This window comes from Rhizobacter sp. OV335 (assembly GCF_900142965.1).
Taxonomy (GTDB): Bacteria; Pseudomonadota; Gammaproteobacteria; order Burkholderiales; family Burkholderiaceae_C; genus Rhizobacter.
The window spans coordinates 95,186-122,051 of record NZ_FRCQ01000020.1 but is presented as its reverse complement, the minus strand read 5'-3'; the positions used below and the strand labels follow the sequence as shown (position 1 = coordinate 122,051).

The following is a 26,866-nucleotide window of genomic DNA, read 5'->3' as shown; positions in this document are numbered from 1 at the left end:
ATCGATTGCCGAGCGTGTGAGCATGAATCACCGAATCCCCTTTTCTGCGCTGACGCTGGCCGTGCTGGCCGCGCTGTCCCCACCGGCGCTCGCGCAGCAGGTGCTGCCCACCGTCACCGTGACGGCCACCCGCACCGAGACGCCGCGCTTCGACGTGCCTGCCTCGATCGACGTGGTCGACGGCGACCGGCTGCGCGACGGCCGGCTGCAAGTCAACCTCTCCGACGGCCTCGCCGGCGTGCCGGGCCTGCAGGCGCGCGACCGCCAGAACTACGCGCAGGACGTGCAGATCTCGGTGCGCGGTTTCGGCGCGCGGTCGACCTTCGGGATCCGCGGCGTGCGCTTGTACGTCGACGGCGTCCCGGCGACGCTGCCCGACGGGCAAGGCCAGATCAGCAACGTCGACCTGAACTCGGTCGAGCGCATCGAGGTGCTGCGCGGGCCGTTCTCGGCGCTGTACGGCAACTCGTCGGGCGGCGTGCTGCAGATCTTCACCGAAGAGGGCGAAGGCCGGCCGGCGCTGAGCTTCGGCGTGGCCGCCGGCAGCGATGGCGCGTGGCGCACCAGCAGCAAGCTGTCGGGATCCGAAGGCCGCTTGAGCTACCTGCTGAGCGCGAGCCATTTCGAGACCGACGGCTACCGCGACCACAGCGCCGCGCGCCGCGACCTGGGCAACGCGAAGCTGGTGTGGCGCGCGGACGAGGACACGCGCTGGAGCGTCGTGCTGAACAGCGTCGCGCTGCCGTTCGCGCAGGACCCGCTCGGCCTGACGCGGGCCGCGTTCGATGCCAATCCGCGCAGCGCCGATGCGGTGGCGACCGATTTCGACACCCGCAAGACGGTGTCGCAGACGCAGGCGGGCATCGTGCTCGACCGGCGCCTGTCGCCCGGCAACGCGCTGCGCGTGATGGTGTACGGCGGGCACCGGCGCACCGAGCAGTTCCAGTCGATCCCGGTGGCGACGCAGGCCAACCCGCTGCACCCCGGCGGCGTGATCGACCTGCGGCGCGACTACAGCGGCACCGACTGGCGCTGGACCACGAAGACCGCCATCGCCGACCGGCCGCTGACGCTGATCGGCGGCGTGGCCTACGACCGGTTGCGCGAGTTGCGCCAGGGGTATCTCGATTTCACCGGCGCCCCGGCCACGCCGCAGCGCGGCGAGCGCGGCAGCTTGCGGCGCGACGAGACCAACTTCGCGAACAACCTCGATCCATACCTGCAGGCCTCATGGCAGCCTGCCACCGACTGGACACTGAACGCCGGTGTGCGGCACAGCCGGGTGCGTTTCGAGTCGCACGACAACTACATCGTGGGTGCCAACCCCGACGACAGCGGACGCGCCGACTACAGCGCGACACTGCCGGTGCTGGGCGTGCTGTGGGCGGCCAGCCCGTCGCTGCACCTGTATGCGACGGCCGGCAAGGGCTTCGAGACGCCGACGCTGAACGAGCTGGGCTACCGGCCGAATGGCGCGACGGGACTGAACTTCACGCTGCAGCCGGCAACGAGCCGCAGCCTGGAGCTCGGCGTGAAGACACGGCTCGACGGCATCGGCGAGTTCAATGCGGCGGCGTTCCAGACTCGCACGTCGGACGAGATCGTCACGCTGACGAACACCGGTGGGCGGTCGACCTTCCAGAACGCGGGCAGCACGCGGCGCACCGGGCTGGAACTCAGCGCCGTCGCAGCGCTGCCCGAGCCGTGGAAGGCGCAGGCCGCAGCCACCTGGCTCGATGCGCGCTACCGCGACGCCTTCATGACCTGCACCGCGACGCCCTGCGCGACGCCGAACGTCGAGATCGCGTCGGGCCAACGCATTCCGGGCATCGCGCGCAGCAGCCTGCAGGCGAGCCTCGCGTGGGCGCCGCCGCTGGGCTGGCGCGCCGGCGTCGAGGTGCGCGCGCTCAGCAAGGTGTTCGTCAACGACCTGAACTCGGATGCCGCCGGCGGACAAGCCACCGTCGGCGCGAGCGTCGGGCATGTGCTGCTGATCGGCGCCTGGCGGCTCGACACCTTCGTGCGCGGCGACAACCTGTTCGATCGTCGCTACGCGGGCTCGGTGATCGTCAATGAAGGCAATGCCCGCTACTTCGAGCCGGCACCGGGACGCAATTGGATGGCAGGCGTCTCGGGCCGCTACCAGTTCTGAGCAAAGAAGCACCGTTCGCCCTGAGCTTGTCGAAGGGTCGGGCTGAGCTTGTCGAAGGCCTGCCCCGCTTCGGACGCAACCCTTCGGCGGACGCGCCCTCGACAAGCTCGGTCGCTGCTCAGGTCCTTCGACAAGCTCAGGATGATCGGGCCCTTCGACAGGCTCAGGGCGAACGGGAGTGTGCTGTTTCTTGAGCGCTTGTCGAAGGCCCTGCTCAGGGTGAACGGGTTGCTTCTTGAGAAGCAGGCGCAGCGAGGCCGCCGGTCACTCCCGGCCGCGCCACCGCGACACGATCAACGCGATCGGCCGCCCACTCGCACCCTGCGCCGTCCCTTGCGCCGTCGCCAGGATCCAGCGCTCGCTCGGTTCCCCGGCGTTGAGGTCTTCCAGGTACTTCAGCAGCGCCTCGTAGGTCGAGAACTCGACCTGCACCCGCACCGTGGCATCGGCACTGCTGATGTCCACCGACACCGGGAGCACGCCGACCGTCGCCACCGATTCGAGCGATGCCAGGGCCGCGTCGATGGGCACGCGCTGCAGCCGCAGCGCCGCGTGCGCATCGGCGGCATACACGGGCGGCGGCTGGGCCGTCACCGTGCCACGGCGCGAGGCCTGGTGCACCAGCGCGTCGGCGCGCGCATTCCACTCCTGCATCTGCGCACGCACCCCGGCGGCATCCGCCCGCAGCGTCCAGCCCCATGCCGCCAACGCCACCGCGGCGCACAGCAGCAGCAGCGTCACGCCCCACCATCCGCGCCCGGGCGGCGGGCGGCGAACGAAGTCGACCTCGATCCGCTTCATGCCCACGGCTCCATCACGGCGTCCGTCAATCCGGCGCCGGACGACAAGGCCACCCGCAGGCCGTCGCCCTCCGCAAGCCCGAGGCTCAGCACGGTGCGCTGCAGCCAGGCGGCCGCGCGCTCGGGCGACGGCAGCGGCGCGCAGGTGGCCGCCGCGCTGAACACCGCGTCGCGGCCGGCCAGCACCACGAGGCTCTCCGGTTCGGCGACGACGATGCGCGACAGTGCCGCGCGCTCGTCCAGCGCCCGCGCGATCGCGGCGGTCCACCAGGGCCGCATGGCGGTCGCTCGCACGCCCTCGGCCGCCAGCACGCGCTCGATGGTCTCGCGCGCCGCGGTCTCGATCGCGACGCCCAGCACCGCCTGTCCGGGCGGGGCGGCATCCATCCACACCTCGCAGGGCCCGCCCAGGCCGGTCTCGTCGGGCGCCAGCGCCGCGGCCAGGCGCCGGGCTTCGGTCCAGCTGCGCAAACCCGGCACCGGCGGCACGATGAACGGCCGCGCCAGAGCGCCGGCGAGCCACAAGGCCACGCGCGGCTTGCGCACCGCCGGGTCGGCCTTCAACGCCGCCGCCAGGGCCGCGACGCCGGCCTCCAGCCCATCGGCCTGCTGCCACTGCCACGGCTGCCCGTCGACGCGCCAGGCCACGCAGCGCTGCCCCACATAGGCCTGCGCCCCTTCAGATGGCACCGACGACACGCCGCACCTCCTCGATCGTGGTCTCGCGCTGCAGCACCCGGCGCACCGACTGCTGGTCCAGCGTCAGCGTGCCGCCCGCATAGGCATGGCGCTTCAGCACCGACAGCGGCGACCCTTCGGTCACGTGGTCGCGGAACGCATCGTCGATCACGTGCACCTCCGAGATCACGAAGCGCCCCTTGTAGCCCGAGCCATGGCACAGCGGGCAGCCGACGGCCAGCGGCACGCGCACGCCGTGCTCCGCGACCACGCCCAGCCATTGCGCCTCGCGCGCAGTCGCGTCGCGCTCGCCGGCGCATGCCGGGCACAGCCGGCGCATCAGCCGCTGCACGACGACGCCGTTCAGCGACGACATGAAGCCGAACATGTCGAGCCCGAAGTGCCGGAAGCGGCCGATGATGTCGGTCAGGCTGTTCGCATGCACCGTCGTGAACACCGAGTGGCCGGTCAGCGCCGACTGCACCGCGATCTCGGCCGTCTCGGCATCGCGGATCTCGCCGACCAGGATGCGATCCGGGTCGTGGCGCAGGATCGAGCGCAGCCCCTTCGCGAAGGTCAGCCCCTTGCGCTCGTTGACCGGGATCTGCAGCACGCCGGCCAGCTCGTACTCGACCGGGTCCTCGATCGTGATGATCTTCTCCAGCCCGGTGTTGATCTCGGACAGCGCCGCGTACACCGTCGTCGTCTTGCCGCTGCCGGTGGGGCCGGTGACCAGCATCATCCCGCTCGGCGCCATCGACAGCTCGCGGATCAGCGCCGCGCCGGTCGCATCGAAGCCGAGCAGGTCGAGCGACACCGTCGCATCGGTCTCGCGCAGCTGGGCCTTGTCGAGCAGCCGCAGCACGGCGTCCTCGCCGAACACGCTCGGCATGATCGAGACCCGCAGGTCGACCCGCCCGCCCTGGATGTCGATGCGAAAGCGCCCGTCCTGCGGCAGCCGGCGCTCGGTGATGTCGAGTTGCGCCAGCACCTTGATGCGCGAGATCACCTCCTCGGCCTGCGTCGCACCGTCGAGCCGCGCGAAGCGGGCCATCACGCCGTCGAGCCGGTGCTTGACCGTCACGCCGCCGCGGTCGCATTCGAAATGGATGTCGCTCGCGCCGGTCTGGAACCCGGCGCGGATTGCGCTGTCGACGAAGCCGACGATCGGCCCGTCGGCCACGGCCGTGGGCTTCGCCGCCGCCGCGTCTTCACGCGCCGAGGCGCCCTCGCCTTCGCCGAGCCACACGCGCATCGCCTGCGCACTCGCCGCGGCCGGCGGCAGCGCCTCGCCGACACGGCCGCCGATGCGGCGCAGCTTCGCGTCGTCCCATGGGTCTTCCATCGCGAGCCAGCGCTGCGGACCGCCGGGCGCGGCGACCGCGACGACCACGCAGCGCGCGAGCGCCGCCTGCTCCATCGGCAGCGCCGACCAGTCCGGCGTGGCGGCCGCGGCACGGGCCAGCACCTCGACGCCGGCCTCCTCGCGCAAGCGGCGCTCCAGGTCGGGGCCGGGCGCGGTGCGCAGCAGCACGTCGAGCACGCTGCCGGCGCCGGCGCGGTGCTGGCGACGCGCGTCGGCGATCAAGGTGGGCAACGCGTTGCTCATCGTTCAGCGCACTCCATTGGCAATGTCGAAGATCGGCATGTACATCATCACGACGATGCCGCCGACCAGCAGCGCCACCAGCAGCAGCAGCACCGGCTCGACCAGCCGCGTGGCCCGCTCGACGAAGGTGGTGAAGGCCGCGGCATGGCGCTGCGAGATGGTCTGCAGCACCACGTCGAAGCTGCCGGTGCGCTCGCCCACCGCCAGCAGCCGCTCGGCCACCGTGTCGGTGAGCCCGGCCTGCGACAGCGTTGCCGACACCCGCTTGCCGCGCGCCAGGTCGACGCGGGCGTGCGCCACCGCATCGCTCATGCGCGCGCCGAGCCCCAGCGTCTCGCAGATCGCCATCGCCTCATCGAGCGTGTAGCCGCCGCGGAACATCAGCGCCAGCGACTGGTACAGCTTGGCGAGCCGGAAGTGATCCCACTGGCGCTGCAGCGGGCCGATGCGCGAACCCACGGCGATGACGAAGCGCATCGCGGCGCCCGAGCGGATCCACCACGCGCCGCCCAGCACCAGCGCCACCAGGCCCGCGGCCACCTCGGCGGTGTGCTGCGACACCGCCTTGCTGAAGCCGAGCAGCACCTGCGTGGCGGTACTCAGGTTGCCGTGGAAATCGGCGTACATGCCCGAGAAGCGCGGGATCACGTACAGCAGCAGGAACAGCGTGATCAGCAAGCCCAGCGTCACGACGACGGCCGGGTAGATCGCGGCGCTGACCACCTGCTTGCGCAGCGCGCCCATCATCTCGTCGTGCACCAGGAAATCGGTCAGCGCGGTGCCCAGCGTGCTGGTGCGCTCGCTGGCCTTCACGCTCGCCACCAGCACCGGGGGGAAGGCCTGCGACTCCTGCATCGCTTTCGACAACGGCCGCCCTTCGCGCAGCGCACGCAGCAGGTTGGACTGGATGTCGCCGCGCGCGCCCTGCGACGACTGCGCCTGCAGCGTCTCGAGCGCCTCGACGACGGTCATGCCGGCCTGCAGCAGCGTGCGCAGTTCGCGGCACCACCACGCCACGTTGAACGCCCCCGCGCCGCCGCCGAGCAGCGGCGCGCGCGCCGGTGCACCGGGCTGCACCTCGGCGCCGACGAAGACCAGCCCCTCGCCCGCCAGCTGCGCCTGCACGGCCTGCAGCGAATCGGCCTGCGCCAGCCGCTCCAGCACGGCGGCTTGGCCGGGGTCGTAGTAGCGAACCTTGAAGTGCACGGTGGTGGCCGCCGTTCAGCGCGTCAGGTCGGCATCGTCGTCGGTGCCGCCGGGCGCGCGGTCCTTGCCGAGGCTCAGCAGTTCGAACTCCTGGCCCTGCAGGCCCGGCGCGCGGTACTGGTAGGGGCTGCCCCACGGATCTTGCGGCAACGCGCCGCGCAGGTACGGGCCGCGCCAGCGCGGCTCGTCGGTCGGCGCGACCAGCAGCGCCTGCAAGCCCTGCGCGGTGGTCGGGAAGCGGCCGGTGTCGATGCGGTAGGCCTGCAAGGCCTTGTCGAAGGCATCGAGCTGGGCCTTTGCGGCGGTGACCTCCGAGCGGCTGATCTGGCCGAGGAAGCGCGGGCCGACGATGCCGGTCAGCAGGCCGATGATGAGGATCACCACCAGGAGTTCGAGCAGCGTGAAGCCGCGTGCGGTGCGAAAGGAGGGGACGTTCATGATGTCGGCAGGATCGGTTTGGCCATGAAGACCCATTGGTTGTACTGCGCGGCGGGCGGCATGTCGGCCAGGCCGTCGATCTGCAGCGGCGTGTGCCGCAGCGGCTGCGCCTCGCTGGTGCTGAACACGCCGCGCACGGTGCCGTCGGCGGCGCGCACGACGCCGAGCGGGCGGCCCGGCATCAGCGGGTCGGTGTAGAGCCGGCGCAGGTGGCGACGCGTGCCGACGAAGCGGCTGTCGAGCAGCAGGTTGTCGAGCGAGGCCGGGTACTGCTTCAGCGAGCCCGGCGAGGCCTCGCGGTAGCGGGTGATGGCCTGCGCATACAGCGTGCCGATGCGCACCAGCTCGTCTTCGCGCTCGCGCTGCGCCGCGTCGGCCCAGCGCGGGCCGGCGATCGACAGGCCGAGCGACATCAGCGCGATCAGCAGCAGCACGATCACGTAGGTGAAGCCGCGCGAGGGTGACTTACCAGCTCGCATACGCGCTCCCTTCTCGCGAGTTGCCCGGCGCACCGCTGTGCACGTCGGACACGCCCGCGCTGCCCCCGCCCTCCGACCCCACCAGCACCCAGCTGTCGATGCGGTCGGTCACCGGGTCGATCGGCATCTGCCGCAGGTAGCGCGCCTGCACCAGCTCCTGCAGCGCCGCCGGGTAGCGGCCGCGGTCGGCGTAGAACTTGTCGATCGCATCGCGGATCGCCGCCAGGTTCTGGCGCAGCACGACCTCGCGCGCGCGGTCGACGTGCTCGGCGTAGCGCGGCACCGTGATGGCCAGCAGCAGGCCGATGGCGGCCATCACCACCATCAGCTCGATCAGCGTGAAGCCGCGTGCCTTGTTGTGCATGACCTGCATCACCAGTCCTTCAGCGGCACGCCGTTCAGCCCGCTACGGGTCGAGCGGGAGAACACGTCGTAGACATCGGCGCCGGCCTGCGGCTGCTCGGCGGACGACAGGTAGCTGCGCACGCCCCAGGTCTGCTCGGCCGGCAGCTCGCCGCTGGCGAACGGGTCGCGCGGGATGCGGCGCAGGAAGACCAGCCGCTGCGCACCAGGCAGGCCGGTGTCGCCGCTGACCAGCGCCTGCAGGCTCGGCGGGTAGCCGGTGGCGCCGGCCGGCTGCGACAGCTGGCCCTTGTCGTTGGCGCGCTTGTAGGCATCGATCGCCTCGCGGATCTGCCACAGCGCTTGCTTCAGCTCGCGCTCGCGCTCGCGCTGCAGCGTGATCTCGGCGAGCGGGAAGACGGCCGCGGCGAGCACGCCCAGCACCGCCAGCACGACGATCAGCTCGACCAGCGTGTAGCCGGCGGCGCGGATCCGCTGCGGCACGGAGAGCGCGGGCAGGAACGTCATTTGACGATCACCTTCAGCGGCGGCGGCAGGCCGAACGGCTGCGCCGGGCTGTCGATGCCGAGCGGCTGCGCGCCGAGCACCGTCAGCTCGGCGGTGCCGGCAGCCGTCGCCTTCAGGCGCACGCTGAGCAGGCTGCCCTGGCCGCTCGCGCCGGTGGCCTGGTTGCGGATCGCACCGGCCTGCACCCGGCCCTGTTCGGCGTCGATCGTGCGGCTGAAGCTGGTGGCGGCGCCACCCTGCTTGAAGAGGTCGCCCTCGTCGACATCGACCACCGACAGTTGCGCCTTGCTGACCGAGAACTGCACCGGCGCGCCGCGCAGCGCGACCGGCGTCGCGAGGTTCAGCGTCGCGACGAAGGTCTCGCCGACCTTGACCTCGGCTGGAGCGCTCCAGCTGAGCGTCGGCGCGACAGGCGCCGCAGACGCGGGCGTGGGAGCAGGCTTCGCGCCCGGCACCGCCCCTGCCGGAGTCCCGGCCACAGGCGCGCTGGCCCCCGCGGCGGGCGCGACGGCCGCCACGCGGCCCGCCATCGGCCGCAGACGCGGCGAGGTTTCGGTGCCGACCCACATCTCGGTCTCGTTTGCGTCGGGGCGGCGCAGGTTGCGCACGATGTGCGGCGTGATCGCGAGGACCAGTTCGGTGCGCGACGAATCGTCGAGCTGGCTCGAGAACAGGCGCCCGAGCACCGGCAGGTCGCCCAGGCCCGGCACGCGGCTCGCGTTGGAGCGGTCTTCGCTGCTGATCAGGCCGGCCAGGACCTGGGTTTCGCCGTCGCGCAGGCGCAGCAGTGTCGACGCGTTGCGGGTGCCGATCTGGTAGGCGAGCGTTCCGGAGTTGGTCTTGACCTGGCCGGCCAGCGAACTCACTTCGAGCGCGATGCGGATCGCCACGTCGTCGTCGGCGTAGATGGTCGGCTCGACCTCCAGCTTCAGGCCGACCTCGATGTAGTTGACGCTGTCGGAAATGAAGTTGCCGGTGCCGGTGGTGACGGTGATCACCGGCAGCTTGTCGCCGATCAGGATCTTGGCCTTCTCCTTGTTCTTCGCGCGGATGCGCGGGTTGGCCAGCGTGTTGAAGTCGCCGACCTCGCGGCGCAGGTTGACGAGCAGGCCGCCCACCGTCAGGCCGATGTTGTCGCGCGTCAGGTTGCGCACGTTGCCGAGCGTGAGCCCGGTGGCGCCGGCCGGCGGCAGCGGCGTCAGCGCGAAGGTGTCGGGGAACTTGATGCCCAGCTCGGTGAGGCGGGTGGTGCGGATCTCGATCACCTCGACGTCGAGCATCACCTCGGGCTCGTGCGCGTCGTACAGCGCCATCAGGCGTTCGGCGAGCTGGATGTTCTCGGGCGATTCGCGCAGCGCCAGCATGTTGGTGCGCTCGTCGACATAGGGCTCGCGCACGCGCAGCATCGAGCGCAGGAAGGCGGCCGCGCCCTTCGCGTCGCCGCTGGCGAGGTAGAACACCTTGACGACCTGCTCCTGGTGCTCGCGCTGCTTCTCGGGCGTGTTCGGGTAGATCAGCAGCGTCTGGCTGTCGATCACCTTCTTCGCGAGCTGGTTGGTGCTGACGATCAGGTCGATCGCGTCCTCGACGCGCGCCGAGCGCAGGAAGACGGTGACGCGGGCGTCGGGGCGCACGTCCTTGTCGAGGATGAAGTTGATGCCGCTGTTGCGCGACACCACGTCGAGCACGGTGCGCAGCCCGGCGTCGCGGAAATCGAGCGAGATCGGGCGGGTTTCGGCGAGGCCCTTCTGGTTCGCACGCGCCTCGGCCTGGCGCACGTCGACCTCGATGCGGCGCTGGAAGGCGAGCAGGTCGGAGTTGCGCGGGTTGTCCTTCAGCGCCTGCTCGACCACGCGCAGCGCGGCGTCTTTCTGCTGCGCGGCGGCCAGGCGTTCGGCCTCGGTGAGCGCGGCGCGCTGGCGCTGCTCGGTGGCCACGTCGGCGAGCAGGTCGTCGATGCGGCTGCTGTTCGGGCTCAGGGTCTTGGCGCGGCGCAGTGCCTGCTCGGCGATGTCGTAGCGGCCGGCGGCGCGCGCGGCGGCCGATTCGGCGACCAGGCGGGCGAGTGCTTCGGTGCGGGCCTGCACCTGGCCGCTGCGCAGCGTGGCGCTGTTCGGGTACTCCTTCAGGCCGGCATCGAGCTGGCTGAGTGCCTGTTCGTAGTTGCCGGCGCGCAAGGCCTGCTGGGCTTCGTCGCGGTAGCGCTGTTCGGCGCATCCGGCCAGCAGCAGCAGTGCGAGCGCGAGGGGCAGCGTGCGAAGGGATCGTGCGAGGGTGGTCATGGAGCTGCTGACGTTCACTGCGGTGGCGGCGCGATGCCGATGGTGGCGCGCTGCCCGAGGGGCGGGTAGACGAGTTGCACGGCCTGGTCGGTGATGGATTCGACGAGGTAGCCGTCGTCGAGGCGCTGGTCGACGGTCACCTCGATCGGCGCGCCGCTGCCCTTGACGAGGAAGACGATGCGGCCGCCTTCCGGCGTGAGCATCTGGCCGTAGAAGCGGTAATTCATCGGCGGCGCCATCGGGGCCGGCGGTGGCGGCGCGACGGCGGGTGGTGGCGCGGGCGGTGGCGGCGGCGCGGGTGGGAGGACCGGCTGGAAGAAATCGCGCTTGGCGGGCTCGAGGGCTTGCGCGGGCCATTGCGTGGGCAGCGGCGCGAGGGGCGCGGCGCGGCCCCAGGCGGCGGGGGCCGGGGCGGCCGGAAGCGGCGCGCGCTCGTCGGTGGGCGCGGGCGCATCGCCGCCACGCGCGGCGGCAGCGACCAGCGTCGGCGCCTGCCGCGTGGCCCACAGCGACGCGGCGGTGAGGGCGAGCGTGCCACCGAGGGCCCACCAGAGGCTCTTGCGCATCGGCATCAGCGGGCGGCCTCCGAGGCGCGGGGCGCGGGGGCTGCGGCCACCGTGGCGGCGGGTGCGGCCAACAACGGCCGGCTCCAGCGGGTCAGCAGCAGCGAGGCCTCGACGTCGACGGGGCTCGTCATCACGCGCAGGTTCAGGCGGCCGACGGTGGTGGTGGCGTGGCGGTCGAGCAGCTCCTTCAGCACGAGCTTGATCTGCGGATACGGACCGCGCAGCGTGAGCTGCAGGTCGTGGCGGCCGAGCTGGTCGGCGGTGGCGGCGCGGGGCGTGTCGACCATGCTGACGACGGCGACGCCGAGCTGGCCGGTGACGCGCTGCATGTCGCGCACCCAGTCGGCGGTGCTGGCGTCGAGAGGGAGGCGGCGGGCGAAGTCGGGGTCGGGCTCGGCGGGGGCGCTGGCGGGCGTGGGAGCGGGTCGGGCCTGGAGCGTGGCCAGATCGCGCCGGGCATCGGCCAGCTGCCGTTGCTGGGCATGGAGCCATGCGCCGGCCGTGGCCATCGCGGCGAGTGCCGCGAGGCCGCTGAGCAGCCAGGCCAGCCAGGGAAGCTGCCCCTGATGCCAGCGGCGGGCCAGCGCCCAGTTCCACGACAGATTCTTGACGGACGACATCATGGCGTTTCGATCACACGCACGAGGGCAGCGAGACAGTGGGCGAGATCAATGCGCGACAGCGGCGATGCGGCTCGTCAACGGATCTACGGCGATCGAATGGGTCTGCTGCATGGGGTCCTCCCGTGAAGCGCACCGCGAGGTCTTGTGGAGCCTTGGGGCGGGTGCGCGGAACCGGGTGACGCCCGGTGAGGCTGGAGTGTCGCGCATAAACGGCTGACTTTTTGCAGGTCGACCGTGCCATCTGAACCGGTCTGCGGACCTCGACACACGGAAAGGCGCTGCGCAGAATCCCCGGGTCGCGACGCGCCATTCCGGCGGCGTCATGCGTTCCTCTCCAAAGACACACATGCAACTCACTCACCTCAAGACATTCCGTGCTGCAAGAGCAGGCCTGATCGTCGCCGCCGCGTTGACGGCCTTCGGCGCGCAAGCCCAGGTTCAAGCCGACTACGTGACCGGCACCGTCATCAACACGACAAGCACGCCCGCCGGCTACCTGATCTGGCTTGACGCCGGGCGCCCCACCAACTGCAATGGCGCGCCGTTGGGCTGGATGCTGATCAAGAGCGAGAACAAGGTGGTGATAGCGACCGTGATGATGATGTTCGCGCTGGGCAAGAAGACCGCGACGGTCTACACGACGGGCATCGGGCCGAGCGGGCATTGCGAGGTGAATCAGTACGATCCGGTGGAGTGAAGTGATGTCGGCGGCGTCGCAGACTTCGATTGCTACCCCGCCTTCTCTCGCTGCGTCAGCAAGGCAACTCGCTCAGGCAAGCGCGCGAACCACGGCGCATCGGATCCGACCCAGGTCGGCTTCTCCCGCTTGAGAGCGCGAACGAGCAAGGCTTCAAGATCGTCGTCGGACTACAGCGTATCGAGCAGGGGGATCATCAGCGACTTGAAGTCTTCGGTGAAGGCTTGTGCACCCGGCCTCGATGCATCAGCTTGAAGTGTCATTGCCCAACTCGGGTTGATATCCGAAAGGGCTTGGCACGGCGCTCAACCACCGACCGAGTAAATATCCGTTTGACTAGTTATTTAACTTTCACCGGAAAGTAAACGAGTTCCCCATCGCTTGAGCAACAACTCCATATCAACGCTACCGGATATCGTTTTTGACGAGACCTCGAAGCACGGACTCGACGTGATTTCCCCCTCGGGGCTGATCGGATCGGAAATATCGAAACTTCCAATAACTTTCCAAGGCAACGATAGCTCACGCAGGAATTCCTGTATTGCTTTTGGAACACCCATCGAGAACTGATCGTATGTAATCAAAAAACTCGCAATCAGATCGCCATTATATCCCTCGGCGACAACGATATTTCTTCGCCCCGCCCCTCCCTCCAAGAAATAATCTGGGAGGACCTCCTCGAGGAAGCCAATCAGCCTCTCAAATTCAATTATTTCAACTGACACAGCAGCACCTCAACAAGCATCTTCCGTATGAAATGTAGCGTCCGCTGGCCTCAATGCTCTGCCGCTTCAGCCCGTCCTGCTCACATGTGCGGACCAATAAATTGGTCGCCGCGTAAACAACTTGCACATCCGTCAAAAATCACGCAGCGAATTTCCGAGGGGCCGCCAGTTTCCATCGAAATAATCGCGATAGGAGTAAAGACACTCGGAAACGTAATCATCGAAGGTCCCCCAAGATCTTTGAACCTCTCTGGAAAATGGCTTTGTCAAACAGACCACCCGAGAATTTCGGTCGTAGACAAGAAGTCTTGAGGAGAAGAAGTAGGCACCCAGCTGAACATCCCCTTCTTTCAATTGCGCAGGCCTCGCCAAAATATTTGGTGGCACAATATTCGGAGATCTATATTTCACCACATAGTCATTCGGGATGTCGCGGAGATCGGGCAAACCAAATAATATGACATTACCCCCGAAAAATAATCCACCATTTGTTTCACACAAGAACCGCCCATAACCTTGCGGCAACGGAATATCTAACAATGGCAGTTCGGCTCGAATGCCACGATCGTCCTCCGTCTGCCTTGTTATGGATACGGATTCGATCGGCTCAGAAATGATCGGCCCAAATAAGACGTGGAGATGCGGAAATTCACCTCGTCGAATTCCTTTCCGTCGAGCTCCATACGCCACATAACGAGCAACAGCATCGCTGTCGTCGATCGCAACGTCTTTCAACATTTTATCGAGCATCTTCATGGGCAAATGTAAAAATGGACCTCTTTTGCACACTGAGCGATGCTGGGCGGTAGGTCTGGCCCTACTAGCGAACCCGTTTGGAGGCAATCCTTGCTTCTCCACTTTTCCAATCGCTCGCAAGAGCTCGAAGGGACTCCACCTCGACCGCAGACAAAGACAAACTTCGCCAATCTTCAACGGCTTGCCGAATTAATTCGGCCTCATCAGGTCGAGGCTGTCGCGAAATTTTCAGAAATCGACGGATGCTGCGAGTCCTCTGAGTAGCTGGCAAATCAGACTCGCGCACTCCGGCAGCGCGCATATGACGAACTATCCCATCTTGCTGAGTTGGAGAAAGCAACTCACGAACCCACGTGTCAACTTCTTTTGCAAGTCCCCGTAAACACCGAGTCCGTGTTCGCGTGGTACCGGAGACAAAATGAAGTCACGCAAACCATCAGGCACGTTGCCAGCACCAGCAAACTTGCAATATGTGTGAATTTTTTCGATCAAGGAGTCAATCGACGATGTGTTCTTTGTCATCTTGAATGGCCCTCGCATACGCCAAATCGCTCCTAAGCCGACACTATATAAGCGTCTCCGCTCATCCACCGACCATGTAAAGATCGTTTGAATAGTTGAGAACTGCGCATTCAACAGTTATACATTCAGGAAACTTTCTTGAATGAAGCTCCAATCAATCGCCTCGCTGCTGTCCCTCGCTTCTTCAGCAAGGCGACTCGCTCAGGCAGGCGCGCGAACCACGGCGTATCGGATCCCACCCACGTCGGCTTCTCTCGCTTGAGAGCTCGCACGAGCAGAGCTTCGAGATCGTCATCGGACTTCAACCCTTCGAGCATGGGGAGCATCAGTGACGTGAAGTCTTCGGCGAAAACTTGTGCCCCCGGCCTAGAAGCATCAGCCTGGAGAGTCATTGCCCAACTCGGGTTGATGTCAGACGGGTTTTGGCACCACTTCAGGTGCGCGAGGGAAATTGTCAGACATGGGGCAAAGCCCGCGTGGATTCGCTGGCGCGGCACCTCTTCGTCAGGATTGGCCTTCCGCAACAAATCATGCAGTGTTTTGGAGAGAAGAACGGCACCGGCATCAAAAGCCGCGTAGCCGTTGTCGGCGGTAAACGTACTGACGCTGACGACCGCTTTGATGGTCGGACACAGTGCCTTGGAATAGGGGACCAAGGCCCCCTCTGCCCAGATCGTCGGGCCATCGAAGCTCTGACCGTTCAGAAAAGTACTGACGAAGTCGAACGCTTCGGCGGACTGCAAGCCCCACCAGCGCAATGTGGAAGATGGCGCCTTCTTGAGGGACTTCATTGGCCAGCATTCCTTTCTAACCTCCACAGCGTAAACTGACAAAACCCGTCCCTAGGCCGCTGCATGGTTAGCGCGACGAAAGAGCAGCTTTTAGATCGACAAGAAGACGCCGGCGGTCGAAGTTTTTTGGCATTGCGTAAGCAGGCGACTCCAACTCCTCCAAGAGCAAGGCTTCAAGACGGTTCGACAACTCGTCTTGCGACGAAGCCAGGACGGTCTCAGGAGCAATGGGAACCGCAATCCCGACAAACCTCACCATCTCGCCCGTGAGGAGATCCTTGTACCGGCTAGCCCGATTGTTGGCACTGCAATACCGCTCGTTCTCTAGGGGATCAGACTCAACCGACACAAAGAAGACTGCGAATTGGTCGATTCCGCCACCATAGTCATTGGGTTCGATCGCGGGCCTTAGCCAATCTTCGAGACGGGTCGTAACGCTACTAATTAGCGCACGAACCTCTGGCGCAACGATACTCGTCACTCGGATTTTCATAATCTCAACTACTTAAATATACGGTTTCCCGGCGGCAGTGCGCCGTGCGTTGTGGCGTAATCAATAAGCTGAACTTTCTCCGCCACATATACCTGCGGCAAAGTTTCTCTTGCCTGAATTTCCATGACCAAACCTAATGTACTCAAAGCTTGCGCTGGATAGCGCGCAGTTGGATTTATGGTTATACCGTACTTCCAAACCTCGCCCGCATTCATATGCACAAGCTCACCGCGAACTGTTGGATACAGCCCATCACGCTCGGCCACCAACGCATATTGCACTGCCTGCGGGCCCGCCATTCAGTTGCAACCCTGGTTCGGATGGAGAGTATTAGCCCCAACTCATACCGTCCGTGATCTTCAGCGTGGGATTTCCTGCTGACAAGCCCACAAACGTCGGTATATTGGAATCGAGACTATAGTCCACTGCCACCGGTGCCACGCGAACAGAGAGTTTGGAACTTTCTCTCCAGCTATGAAACCCCCAGTCCTGAGCACCGGCATAGCTGGAATGCGGATCGCCGCACCCGGGGAAATTTGCGTTACAGACTACTCCATCGTTGCCATACGAAGTTCGTGCGTAGCCCTCGCGAGGCTATTCAGAACTCAAGCGACCTGCTTGAACGATGCCCCTGTTAAGCGCTTTCTGCTCCAACCATCAACCGCGTCACCACAAAAATAAACATCCGGGGTGACTTGACTGCTCCCGGGTGGGCGCGTTCTGAAGATTGGCGATAACGACTCAAAACCGGCATTGAGGTGAACATGCACCGCACTGTAGGGCAGAGGCGGATCAATTGGCACAGAGTGAGAGAATATTGACTGATTTATATTTATCACGTTTTCCACACCTTCCGGCAAATGTAGGTGCACCACATCCTCCCTGCCTGTCAATCCGCACGCAAGAAAATCTGAACTGGCTGCGCCCACCTCCATTAGCATTTCATACGCAGCAGAATTGAAGGCCGGAACCCAGGACCAATACATGAGGCCAGGCAGTTTCCGATCCTTTTTCGAGACTCGCCCCAGCACTTCAAAGCGCGCCCCGAGCCCCCCATTCGCGCCAGCGAGAATTCCCTTCACATACTTCGGGTCCAATCCACTGCGAATAGACGCGGCCAACAAACTCTCATCTGGCAGATAAAGATCCAATGCCGACCTTTCCCGCTCCAGCAAGTAGCATCTCATGGGAAGCTCCCCTTGACATAGATTGAAGTCTTAATGTAATTCAATTGAAGCACGACCGCGGCTCGCCCAGCCGGCGCAGTTGCCGTCATCACAGCATTAACAGTAGTTATATATTGACCCGTATGCAGGGGTTTATGATCCGCCCTCGATGTGATCACCAAGTTCTCGAGATCATCCACGCCTATTCCAACTGTTGCGAGTGCCACTCTCGCCGGAGCAGCCGCAGCCGCATTTCGTTCAACTATATGATGAACGTCGAGATTCTGAGCTTGCGCCTCGGTAATTCCCGCCGCCTTCAGGGCTCTTTCTCTGTAAGTGTCTGCATAGGTCGGTCCGGAGAACAGATCTGCGATGGCAGAGAATAAATCAATGATTGGCTTTGGGTCGCCTGGCACAGGAATCGGAGATCCTGGTTGGCTTGGTCGATCGTCGTGTGCAGACTGATTGAAGAGATATCCAAATGCGCCGGATTGTGCTCCGCTAGAAAATTTTCCCCGCCCTATTACCGAGGTAGTTCCACCGATCATTGCGTGCACGAATGTATCGCCAACACGGTCGCCGACCGTTAGACGGCCGCCCAAGTATTGCGCCGCCCCAGCCGACAGGGCACCCGATCCGCACTGGCCCCCGCCAACCGCTGAAGTCACGCAGCCAGCGCCAGCGTGCAGTATGGTGCGCCCCAGTCCGCTGTCACTCCAGAACGCCGCTGTGCTTGATAGACCAGATGTCGACGCACTCGCACTTAACGTCTGACCAAGACTGCCTGCACCGTAAAAGATCAACGATGTGAACCCGCCTTGCATCGCCCCCTTCATATTCCCTGATGCAACCGCCCCTGACACAAACCCCGCTGCGGCAGCTTGGCCCGCAGCCGCCCAGGTGATCTCCCCGGCTTTGGGTCCAAGCCAAGCCGCCACCGCGATGCTGATCACCATCCGCATTTGCTGCTGGTCGATGATCCCCGCCGCACGTGCCACCAGCGCACCCACGATGAACCCGATGCACACCGGGCACTTGCCATCCGCGTCCACCGTGTTCAGCGGCCGGTTGTAGACGTAGCTGTACGCGTTGTACGTCTGCACGTCGAATGGATCGCCCACCACCGGGTCGGCCTGCATGAAGCGACCGATCATCGGGTCGTACAACCGCGCGTTCATGTGGATCACGCCGAGGTCGTCCAGGTGTTCATGCCCGGTGAACCCCCGGTCCGTGCCGTTCGCTGCGTCCGGCGAGCCACCGTGGTAGTCGCCGACCAATGCATTGGCCGGGTCCGTCGCACCGTTCGCATAGCGGCGCTTGCCCCACGGGTCGTAGGCATAGCGGATCGTCTTCACCAGGCTGCGCCAGTCGCTGCCGCCGGCCACCGTCAGCGCCACCGTCGAGCCCAGGTGGTCCTTGTGCCAGTACTCCAGCTTGCTCACCGTCGCCGGGGCCGCAGCCGTCGTCGTCACCAGCGCCGTCGCGTTGCCTATGCCGATGTAGTGCCGGTGTGTCGTCACGCCGGCCTCGTCGGTCTCGCGCTCGTAGCTCAAGCCGTTCGCACCGTCCGGGTGCAGGAACCAGGTCGTGCGCGTGCCGAGGCTCGTCTTGCGCACCTCGACCAGGCGCTGCTCGGTTTCGCTGTACTTCCAGTCGTAGCTGGGCGCGACACCGCCGTTGCTGCTCACGCCGACGATGCCCGGCGTCACCCCATCGCCCTGCGGCAGGTTGAAGCTGTTGTAGCGCACGCTGCGGTAGCGCGCATCGCCGAAGGCGCGCGTCAGGTTTCCCTGTGCGTCGTATTCGTAGTCGGCGCTGTAGGCCGGCCCGCCTGCGCGCGTGCGGATCGCGTTCACCGCATGCGGCAGCGGTTGGCCGCTCGCCGGGTACACGTACGAGCCCACATCGCTCTTCGACAGGATGTTGCCGATCGCGTTGTAGGCTAGCGTCACGTCTTGCGTCGGGCCGCCCGAGTTCGTCGTCTGGTAACGCGTCAGCCGGTTCAGCGCGTCATAGTCGAACACCTCGTTGGCGTCTACCCCGCCGCCCGCACCGTTCACGTCGGTGCGCGCGCTCAGGTTGCCCAGCGCATCCCACACATAGCGGTGTTTGAACACGTTCATCGCCGTCGCGGTGGAGATGTCCGTGCCGGTGCCTGCGGCCGCGTCGGTGACGCGCCCGCTCATCGGCTCGAAGCGCGTGTGGCTGCTCACGCCATGGCCGAGCAACGCGTCTTCCACCTTGCCCCAGGCGTTCACCCGCTGCGCCGTCCAGTACGCGTAGCCGCTGCCGTTGTGCACCGTCTGCAGCGCGCCCAACATGGTGTAGCCGTACTGCACGCTCACGCCGGTCTGCCAGGTCTGCTTCACCAGCCGGCCGAAGTTGGCGTCGTACTCCGCGCTCTGCGAGAAGCTGCTCAGCTGATAGCGCGGCTCGCCGCTGATCACCGTCGTGTTGTTCACCGGCCGCAGGAAGCGGTCATACACCGTCGACCTCGCAACGCCGTGCGTCGTGCTGGTGCCGCACAGCTTGCCCTTGGTCGCGTTCGCTCCACCGCTGCCTGCGGCGAGACACGCAGCCCCGCTCGACGTACCGTTCACCGTGTCGTAGAGATAGCTGGTCTTGAACTCCGGCGTCAGCTTCTCGATCAGCCGACCCAACACGTCATAGGCCAACGTGCTGCTCGTGCCGGCCGCGCGCTGGTTCGGACTCTGCTGCGATGTCAGCTCGCCCAGCGCGTTGTAGCCGTAGGTCCAGTAGCCCTTGTTCGGGTCCAGCATCGCCGTCTTGCGGCCGCGCCCGTCGTAGCGCACTTCCACGCGGTTGCCGAGCGGGTCCACCGTCGTCACCAGGCTGCCTTGCGCGTCGTAGAGGAACGCGGTCTGCGCGTGCTGCGCGTCTTCGGCCAGCACCACGTGGCCTTGCGGGTCGCGCCACTGGATGTCGACCTGCGCGTTATCGCTGCCGCTGCCGCCGCGACTGCGCCGCGTCACCGTCGTCTTCGCGCCTTCGTAGGCGTAGCGCACCACCGCGAATTTGCGCCCCGCCGACGCGAAGCCGAAGGCCCTCAGCTCGTCCGCCACCCTCGCACCGTCGACCGTTTCGGTGTGGATCGTCTCGCTGCCCTCGCCGTTGTCGGCCGTGTAGACCGCCAGCGGCCGACCGATCACGTCGAACTGCGTGTACGTGAAGCCGTAGGTGCTGCCGTCGATGCCCGAGCTCAGCGTGTTCAGGAAGTACGGCTGCGTCGTCAGCACCGTCGCGCCGTTCTGGTTGTAGAACGTGTCGGCGACGATCAGCTTGCCCGCGGTGCTGCTGTCACCGTCGAACGCCTGCGTCACGCTGCGCATCGTGCGGCCGCGCAGATCCTGATACACGCGAGTCCATGGTCCGCTGACCACCCCGTTCGCTCCGTACGACTGCGTGTGCAGGAAGCTCAGTGCAAAGACAGGCTTCGGGTCGGTCGCCGGCAGGTTCGGCATCGCCGTTCCCGCCGCGCCCGCCGTTCCCGGGCACCCCGGCGTGTTGCTGCTCTTGTCGAGAATGGTCGACGAAACGTAGCAATACCAGATCAGGCTGAAGCTGCCGTCCGCCCGCGTCTCCTTCACCTTGCGGCCCAGCGCGTCGAGCTCCCACGTCGTCGTCAGCCCGTTCGGGCCGGTCGCCGAGATCGCCTGCCCGAATGCCGGGTCCACGCGCTTGGTCTCGGTGTGGCTCAGCGCATTCCAGGCGCTGGTGACGTAGCTGCCGTCGAGCGTGCCGTTCGGCTGCCCAGCGTTGCTGTATGACGCATTCGCAGTGCGGTCGGCGAACGCCACCCCTGCCGGCAGCGTGCCTGCGCAATTCGAAGTCGTCGTCTGCTTCCGGTTGCCATTCAGGTCGAGCTGGTAGCGGGTCTTGACGCACAGTGCGGGGTTGTCGGGCTCGATCTGCTCCTCGATCAGCAGCCCGGTCTCGTCGTCGTAGTTGAAACTGCTCTTGCGCGTCTCGAGCGACTCGCCAAAGGCCGGAGGCAACACCGTCTGGGCCAGCGCGTTCGCGCCCAGCAGCGTCAGTGCGGCCAGGGTGCCCAGCAGACGTGGAAAAGTCTTGTGAAGATCAGACATGGCGGTGCTCAGTCTTCCAACAGCAACTGCAGGATGGTCATCAGCACTTCGGGCCGCAGCAGCTTGGTCGGCGTGCCGTTCAACGCAGGATCCTGCGTGGCCTTCGCGGCAGGGCTCAGGTTGGCGTCGCTCCGGTCGAGCGGCTGCGTCACGTTGGTGGTGGACTTCACGGTGCTGGTCCCCAGGCGGCCCAGGAACCACTTCTTTTCGGTGACGAATCGGCTCGTGCCGCCGTCTCCGCTCAGGTAGGTGTTGGTCGTGGACTTGGTCATCACCTGCGGCTGACTGCCCTGGCCTCCCACGCCGTAACCCGTGGTCGTGATCGTCGCCGCGCCGACGTCGCCGTACGCCGTCATCGCCGTGTTGACGGTGTCTACCTTGCCGACCTTCAGCGCAGGGGTCATCGGATCCCAGGTCCGCTCGACGGAGCGCATCTGATAGGGGCGCTTGACCGCCTCGGTGGTGCCGCAAGGCGTCATCCACGTGGCCGACGAGGCGCTCGCCTGCGACTGCACATCGCAGTAGACGTAGGTCGTCATGTTGATGATCTGCGCGCCCCATCCGTCGGCCGGCTTGTCGGGCGCGTCACCGTCGACATCGAAGCATTCGCTGTTGGTGCCTGCGCTTGTCGAGGACTGCGTGCCGGAACCCAGCGCCTTCGGCAACTGGCGCGGCGAGCCGGGCCGCACGTTGCGGCTGTTGTCCACGTCGTCACGCACCAGGCTGGCCAGCGACGCGTTCGGAACCCAGGCTGCGATGTAGCGCGTGTAGGTGCACTTGGGCATGCCGACGAACTGCTTGCGCTGCGTGCCCTCCTGCCCGGTCTCGCTGTTCAGCGGCTGCAGGTACTCGGTGGTCGACGCCATCATCCCGCCATTGGCGTACGGGAAGTATTTCGTCACCGACTCCAGCCCCAGGTCACCGCCACCCGACAGGTCGGACTTCATGCCGACGTAGGCGAAAGCCGTCGTGACGCCAAGGTTCGATGGGTCGACGCCGTTCACGCTCTGCTGCTTGGTCGTGCCCACCAGCCACTGTGCAGGGTGGGCGTGGTGCGTCGGCCAGGTGTGCTTGCCGGCCTTGTCGGCACGCGCCTGCGGATCGGTGAGGCCGCCGAGGTCGATCGGCGGGCGCGTGTTCACGTACACGCCCACGCCCACCTCCACCGGAGAGTTGTTGCCGACGACGAGCCCGGCACTGGCCATGCCGGTCGACGAATAGCTGATCCAGGTGGTCACGCCGGACAGGTTCATCACCGACGTCATCACATCCGGCGGAGGTCCGTCGCGATACCACAGGTTGTTGTTGCCGCCGTCCTGCATGCGGATGAAGCCGACGCTTCCGAGGCCCATGAAATCGCCCGACATGAAGGTGACGCCACCGGTGGCCATCTCAGGCAAGCCGTAGCGCCCCCGGTCGATGTCCGACACGGCCGCGAGGCTGCCATCGAGCTTGCCCCCGTCCGTGCCGGCCATGCTCGTGAAGAAACGCAGGTCATGGCGATCGTCTTCGCCGGTCCAGGCCATGAAATCGGTCAGGCCATCACCGTTGATGTCCAGCGGCATCGAGCCGGCCGTGCCGCCACCGAATGCGAAGAAGCGTGGCCCCGTCATCAACCCGATGCCGCCCTCGCCGTCGCCGGTCGACTCCATCCACGAGGTCGGGCCCCAGGCTTTCAATGCGTTCAGCGGCCGATCGTCTCGGACGAAGATCCCACCCTGGTTGATGAACAGCCGCGCCTCGTGGGGATTTGCGGACACATTGTTCGGCGCTCCGCTGTGATTGGGCGGGATCGGGCTCGGTACGGTGCGCCATGCGGCGGGGTCCAGCAGGATCACATCGCTCTTGCCGTCGCCGTTCGCATCCACCACGGTCATCAGCGGGTTGCCCGCAGGCGCCGGATCGATGGATTGATTGACCTGATGGAACAGGCCGTCGCCCCCCTGCACGAACCGTTGACCCGTGAACAGCAGGTCGGGCTTGCCATCGCCGTCGATGTCCAGCACTTCGCCATTCGACATGCCCGACATGGCTTTGAGCTCCGCACTGCGGTGCACGCCTGTCAGCGGCAGCGATTGCTTCAGCTCGAACTGGCCGTTGCCCTTGCCGACGTAGTAGCGCAACAGGTGGGCCGAGGGCGGTACCGGCAGGGAATGGGGGCACAGACTCATGTCGCCGACGACCACGCCCACGGATTCGAGCGAGACCAGGTCCAGACGCCCGTCACCGTCGAAATCCTGCCAATACGCATCTTCGGCGCGGGACGTGAAAATATTCACGTTGAAGGTCTGATGCTCTTCCGTGAACGAGCACACGCGCGTCGTCTTCGTTTCTGACCGGGCCACCAGGGGCCCCTCGATCGGTGCGAGCACCCCGTTCTGCATCGCCATCGCCGCGTTGGGCGCGGCCACGAATTGGCCGTAGCTCGCGGCAGCCGGACTGTTGTCGGAGATCGACAGCCACATCTGAGCCTTGGTGCCGCTCGGGCACCAGGTGGTCGAGAGCGAGCGGCACAGGCGCAGCAGATCCTGGCGGCCATCCCCGTTGATGTCGACGGCCACGGTGTCGACGACATCGTCGTCGCCTCCGCCGGCGAACTTGCCGCCGAGCCGCACCGTCGCCAAGTCCCCCAACGAAGGCACCTTGTTGTAGTACCCCGGCACCTTCGCATCGGCCAGCCACAACTCGTTCACTTCACCATTCACGCCGGCATTCTTCGTCCACAGCAGCAGGTCGGTCTTGCCGTCGCCATTGAAGTCGCCGGAGATCGTGCCGCGCGTTCCGTCGAACATGATCAACGGCACGCCACCGAGGTTGAACCTCGAGAAGCCGAGGTAGTTCACGTCGTGGAACGCCCCCGGGTAGGTGAACCTTGTCGCCGGCAGGCATGTGACGGCCGTGCCGCCCGCGCATTCGGTGATGGTCGTCAGCAACTGCCGGTTCGTCGCTTTCGACGCAGCGTGCCCAATCTGGTAAAGGCGCACCGTGCCGGCGCTGGTGGACACCTGCACCTGGCTCAGCAACTGCGTGCTGACCACCTTCGAGCCGAGGTGGTAAGCCTCGGCCTTGTCGGGGCGTTCCTCGTAGACGAACAGCACCTGGTGCCTTTGCGGGCACGCACTTTCCTCAGCATCCTTGCAGCCGTAGTAGACCCGCTTCAGGTTCCACTCCCGTCCCGGCAGGACCATGCCCCCCGGCCCCTTGCTGCCCCAGGTGCGCGTCGTGTTGTCGTACTCGAACTCGATGGCATTGCCGACCGAATCGACCACCTTCTTCAACATCCAGGCCGTGGCCACGCCCGGCAACTGGCCGCCCTCGGAAAGAGCGATGGCATCGGGTGCCGGCACGCCGCGTATGCTGGTCAGCCCATACACCTGCGTCAGGCCGGCCTTGGTCTGCACCGTGAACGTGGCGGGGCCCTTGTCGGCGCCGCTGCCAGCCATGCCGCTGGCGCGAATGCGCGAGTAACCGTCGTTCTCGGTGCGGAACTCGACGAAGCCGCTCGCCAGGCCCAGCGCCGGCGTCGCCTGGCTGGCGGCGGCCTTGCCGACCCAGCCCTGGCTGGTGTCGACCTTGATCAGGCGCTGGCCGTCGAGGCACAGGTTGTCGTCGACCGTGTAGCGCACCGGTGTGATCTGCGGCTTCACAGCGCCGTTGACCGCCACCGGTTCGATCTTCGGGCATCGCGTGATCTGCGAGATGCCCTGCACCGTCCAGCCCACGCCGATCGGGCCGTTGTTGCCGCCGCTGTTGTAGACCAGGCTCAGCTTCGGTTCCATCCCCGCCACGCCCGGCGGCACGACGATCGGGTAGCTGTAGACGGCCTGGCCGCTCTCGCTGACGACCAACCCTTGCGCAGATGCACTCAGCGCTACCGAGGACACCACCATCGCCAGCACGCGCGGCGCGGCGCTTGAAAACCTGGCCAGCCACGCATCGGCCCGCGAGATGGAGAACGAGTTCATGGGGATCCTGTCAGGGCTCAGTTGGCGTCGAGCCCGAAGCTCGTGATGACGCAGCTCGCTGGCGCATTGGCGCTCTCGTAGTACACGAACATCTTTTGTCCCGTCGCCTTGGCAAGCGATACCGTTGCCCAGAAGCGGTTCAAGTCTGCCGGCACGGCATTGGCGCCGAAGATGATCTGGCCCGACGCGCACGGAACGGACACGAAATACGCGGTGACGATGCCACCCGGGTAGTTTTCGAGCCGCCAGGCGGCAGGGCTCTCTGCGACGCGCACCGAAGTCGCCTGGGCCGGCATCAGGCATCCCGCGAGAAGGACGGCAGCCGCCATGTTTCCCAGAGCCCGGCGGGTGCTGATCTTCAGGTTCTTCATGGTTCCTCCCGTTGTGGCGCTCGTCGGCGCGATCTCGTTCTGTGCGCGACTCATGACCCGACCGCCATCTGCACGATGTGGCAGAACCCACCCTCGTTGGAGACAACGAGCGTGACCGCCGAGCCCTGCGCCTTCGCCATCAGCAGCGATGCCACATAGACCTTGTAGTTGCTGTCGGCTTCATTGAGGTAGGCGAAACCGCTTCCACTCGGGCACAGGGCCGCGGCTGCGCCATTCAGATACACGCGGAAGGCGTAGTTCGTGGCTGCGGCGACCTCGATCGTGGTGATCTTCCCGCTTGGCGTAGCGTCCAATGCATACGCCGGCATGCTCGCCGCGCACGACATCACCATCGCACACCGCATCGCGCACACCGCACTCGCCCATCGGGCATGAAATCTCGACATGTGAATCCCCACGCAAGTCATGAAAATCGCAGCGCCTCAGTTCGGCCCTTCGAGGAAATACATCGTCGGCACGTTCTCCCATGACGGCAGCGTGGCGCAGGTCCGTCCGTTGTCCTCGTAGTAGATCGTCACGCTCTTGCCCGTCAGGCGCGCGCTCAGCAGCGCGGCGTACACCGCTTTGCACGGCACAGGCGCCATCTGGAACGCGCCCTGCGTCCCGATCGAGCACACCTTGTGGATCGGCGTGGCGTTGGACAAAGCCACCGCCACGACGCCGCCTTGGTCGATCCCCAGAAAGCCCACTGGGCCGGCGCACGAGTAAATGGACCAGGCTGCCGGCGACGACACCGTCAGCAATGCGGCGAGAAGGGCTCGATTTTTCATCAGCATGTCATTCCTTGTGTCACTCATCAACGCACGAGCACGCCCCCGCTCGCATGAGCGATGGCTGGCATCACGGGGAATCCTCCAGGGAGAAGGCGCTCGTGGGCGCCTGTCGATTCAATCTGCGATCAAGGTCTGACCACGGGGGCGCACGTTAACTGAGCCCGCTCGGCTCGCGCAAGCCCTCAGCCCCTTCGAGAGACATCAGTCCTCATCAACATTGAGTACGGAATGAGAGGGCAATGCGAGCCCGCTTCAATTGACGTCGAGCCCGATCCGACTACCGTCCCAGCGTGGCCCCGAACAGGCTGCAGCGCCCGTTGAACGCCGTCACGGCCGGGTTGTCCGTGATGTGCAGGGTCACAGGCTTCTGCGCCAGCACCGCCATCGACAGCAGGCTGAACAGGCGCTTGTCGGCGTCAACGCTGCGCAGCGTGGTGATGTAGTTCGGGTCGCATGACATGCCCGGCGGAACCGTGAAGCCGCCGGCAATCTGAATCTCGAAATTGCCGGCTTGGTGACCGACCGCATTGGCCTGGACCACGCCAATCGATTGCAGGTAGATTCCGGAGAGATAGGCTTCTGTGGCGGAAGCATTCAAGGCCACTGACGCGATGGCGCTCAAGAGCAAAGACTGCAACGTCAAGATCTTCATGGGGTCCTCCCGATTCAGCGCTCGTCGGCGCGGTTGGTTGCTTTGCGCGACCGGTGTCGCGGAGCGCGCACGTTAACCGAAGCCCGCACTGCCGCACAAGCTCCAGCCTCGCAGAGAGACGTCGG

23 protein-coding genes are annotated in these 26,866 nt (G+C 65.8%); 2 read left to right on the top strand and 21 right to left on the bottom strand.

Annotated features, from left to right (window positions below; genetic code table 11):
• The first annotated feature begins 22 nt into the window (after positions 1–22).
• The gene (locus BUE42_RS20230) at positions 23–2,152 is read left to right on the top strand and encodes a TonB-dependent receptor family protein (RefSeq protein WP_073467089.1); all 2,130 of its coding nucleotides are present in this window, start codon (positions 23–25) and stop codon (positions 2,150–2,152) included.
• A gap of 264 nt (positions 2,153–2,416) precedes the next feature.
• On the opposite strand, the gene BUE42_RS20225 is transcribed toward BUE42_RS20230, so the two are convergent.
• The 11 genes from BUE42_RS20225 to BUE42_RS20175 are packed head-to-tail and all read right to left on the bottom strand — an operon-like array spanning position 2,417 to position 11,703.
• Positions 2,417–2,953 carry a hypothetical protein gene (locus BUE42_RS20225; protein WP_073467088.1) on the bottom strand — a complete coding sequence of 179 codons (537 nt, stop codon included), beginning with the start codon at positions 2,951–2,953 and terminating at the stop codon, positions 2,417–2,419.
• Positions 2,950–3,651: a hypothetical protein gene (locus BUE42_RS20220; RefSeq protein WP_073467087.1), complete on the bottom strand. Its 702-nt coding sequence runs from the start codon at positions 3,649–3,651 to the stop codon at positions 2,950–2,952. The genes BUE42_RS20225 and BUE42_RS20220 overlap by 4 nt, the downstream gene beginning before the upstream one ends.
• On the bottom strand, positions 3,632–5,239 hold the full coding sequence (locus BUE42_RS20215) for a GspE/PulE family protein (RefSeq protein WP_073467086.1): 1,608 nt from the start codon (positions 5,237–5,239) through the stop codon (positions 3,632–3,634). Before BUE42_RS20215 ends, BUE42_RS20220 begins: the two co-directional genes overlap by 20 nt.
• A 3-nt stretch (positions 5,240–5,242) precedes the next feature.
• Positions 5,243–6,445: a type II secretion system F family protein gene (locus tag BUE42_RS20210; protein WP_073467085.1), complete on the bottom strand. Its 1,203-nt coding sequence runs from the start codon at positions 6,443–6,445 to the stop codon at positions 5,243–5,245.
• Between the two features lie 15 nt (positions 6,446–6,460).
• A complete protein-coding gene (gene gspG, locus BUE42_RS20205) occupies positions 6,461–6,883 on the bottom strand; it encodes a type II secretion system major pseudopilin GspG (protein WP_073467084.1) in 423 nt (140 codons plus the stop codon).
• The gene (locus tag BUE42_RS20200) at positions 6,880–7,362 is read right to left on the bottom strand and encodes a pilus assembly FimT family protein (RefSeq protein ID WP_143171640.1); all 483 of its coding nucleotides are present in this window, start codon (positions 7,360–7,362) and stop codon (positions 6,880–6,882) included. The genes gspG and BUE42_RS20200 overlap by 4 nt, the downstream gene beginning before the upstream one ends.
• Positions 7,349–7,735: a type IV pilin protein gene (locus BUE42_RS20195; protein ID WP_235002481.1), complete on the bottom strand. Its 387-nt coding sequence runs from the start codon at positions 7,733–7,735 to the stop codon at positions 7,349–7,351. The genes BUE42_RS20200 and BUE42_RS20195 overlap by 14 nt, the downstream gene beginning before the upstream one ends.
• The gene (locus BUE42_RS20190) at positions 7,735–8,232 is read right to left on the bottom strand and encodes a type II secretion system protein (RefSeq protein ID WP_073467082.1); all 498 of its coding nucleotides are present in this window, start codon (positions 8,230–8,232) and stop codon (positions 7,735–7,737) included. The genes BUE42_RS20195 and BUE42_RS20190 overlap by 1 nt, the downstream gene beginning before the upstream one ends.
• On the bottom strand, positions 8,229–10,514 hold the full coding sequence (locus BUE42_RS20185) for a cohesin domain-containing protein (protein ID WP_073467119.1): 2,286 nt from the start codon (positions 10,512–10,514) through the stop codon (positions 8,229–8,231). The genes BUE42_RS20190 and BUE42_RS20185 overlap by 4 nt, the downstream gene beginning before the upstream one ends.
• A gap of 14 nt (positions 10,515–10,528) precedes the next feature.
• On the bottom strand, positions 10,529–11,080 hold the full coding sequence (locus tag BUE42_RS33125; RefSeq protein ID WP_159445463.1) for a hypothetical protein: 552 nt from the start codon (positions 11,078–11,080) through the stop codon (positions 10,529–10,531).
• 5 nt (positions 11,081–11,085) lie between these two features.
• Positions 11,086–11,703 carry a hypothetical protein gene (locus BUE42_RS20175; protein WP_073467080.1) on the bottom strand — a complete coding sequence of 206 codons (618 nt, stop codon included), beginning with the start codon at positions 11,701–11,703 and terminating at the stop codon, positions 11,086–11,088.
• A gap of 346 nt (positions 11,704–12,049) precedes the next feature.
• Here BUE42_RS20175 and BUE42_RS20170 point away from each other — a divergent pair, with 346 nt between their 5' ends.
• Positions 12,050–12,400 (top strand): hypothetical protein, encoded by a 351-nt coding sequence (locus BUE42_RS20170; RefSeq protein ID WP_143171638.1) that lies wholly within the window; start codon positions 12,050–12,052, stop codon positions 12,398–12,400.
• Positions 12,401–13,257: 857 nt separating this feature from the next.
• On the opposite strand, the gene BUE42_RS32465 is transcribed toward BUE42_RS20170, so the two are convergent.
• The 10 genes from BUE42_RS32465 to BUE42_RS20135 form a co-directional block, all read right to left on the bottom strand.
• Positions 13,258–13,881 carry a hypothetical protein gene (locus BUE42_RS32465; RefSeq protein ID WP_143171637.1) on the bottom strand — a complete coding sequence of 208 codons (624 nt, stop codon included), beginning with the start codon at positions 13,879–13,881 and terminating at the stop codon, positions 13,258–13,260.
• 647 nt (positions 13,882–14,528) lie between these two features.
• Positions 14,529–15,194 (bottom strand): hypothetical protein, encoded by a 666-nt coding sequence (locus BUE42_RS20165; protein WP_143171636.1) that lies wholly within the window; start codon positions 15,192–15,194, stop codon positions 14,529–14,531.
• A gap of 501 nt (positions 15,195–15,695) precedes the next feature.
• Positions 15,696–15,986, bottom strand: a complete 291-nt coding sequence (locus BUE42_RS32460) for a hypothetical protein (RefSeq protein WP_143171635.1) — start codon at positions 15,984–15,986, stop codon at positions 15,696–15,698.
• Between the two features lie 306 nt (positions 15,987–16,292).
• On the bottom strand, positions 16,293–16,874 hold the full coding sequence (locus tag BUE42_RS32455) for a hypothetical protein (RefSeq protein WP_143171634.1): 582 nt from the start codon (positions 16,872–16,874) through the stop codon (positions 16,293–16,295).
• Positions 16,871–20,959 (bottom strand): RHS repeat domain-containing protein, encoded by a 4,089-nt coding sequence (locus BUE42_RS32450; RefSeq protein WP_073467077.1) that lies wholly within the window; start codon positions 20,957–20,959, stop codon positions 16,871–16,873. Before BUE42_RS32450 ends, BUE42_RS32455 begins: the two co-directional genes overlap by 4 nt.
• A gap of 8 nt (positions 20,960–20,967) precedes the next feature.
• Positions 20,968–24,849 (bottom strand): FG-GAP-like repeat-containing protein, encoded by a 3,882-nt coding sequence (locus BUE42_RS20155; RefSeq protein ID WP_255376874.1) that lies wholly within the window; start codon positions 24,847–24,849, stop codon positions 20,968–20,970.
• Between the two features lie 92 nt (positions 24,850–24,941).
• Positions 24,942–25,295, bottom strand: coding sequence for a hypothetical protein (locus BUE42_RS33870; protein ID WP_073467075.1), 354 nt, complete (start codon positions 25,293–25,295; stop codon positions 24,942–24,944).
• A gap of 50 nt (positions 25,296–25,345) precedes the next feature.
• Entirely contained in the window at positions 25,346–25,648 is a 303-nt protein-coding gene (locus BUE42_RS20145; RefSeq protein ID WP_143171632.1) for a hypothetical protein, read from the bottom strand.
• A 90-nt stretch (positions 25,649–25,738) separates the two neighbouring features.
• The gene (locus BUE42_RS20140) at positions 25,739–26,092 is read right to left on the bottom strand and encodes a hypothetical protein (protein WP_143171631.1); all 354 of its coding nucleotides are present in this window, start codon (positions 26,090–26,092) and stop codon (positions 25,739–25,741) included.
• A 274-nt stretch (positions 26,093–26,366) separates the two neighbouring features.
• Entirely contained in the window at positions 26,367–26,741 is a 375-nt protein-coding gene (locus BUE42_RS20135; protein WP_143171630.1) for a hypothetical protein, read from the bottom strand.
• Positions 26,742–26,866: the final 125 nt, after the last annotated feature.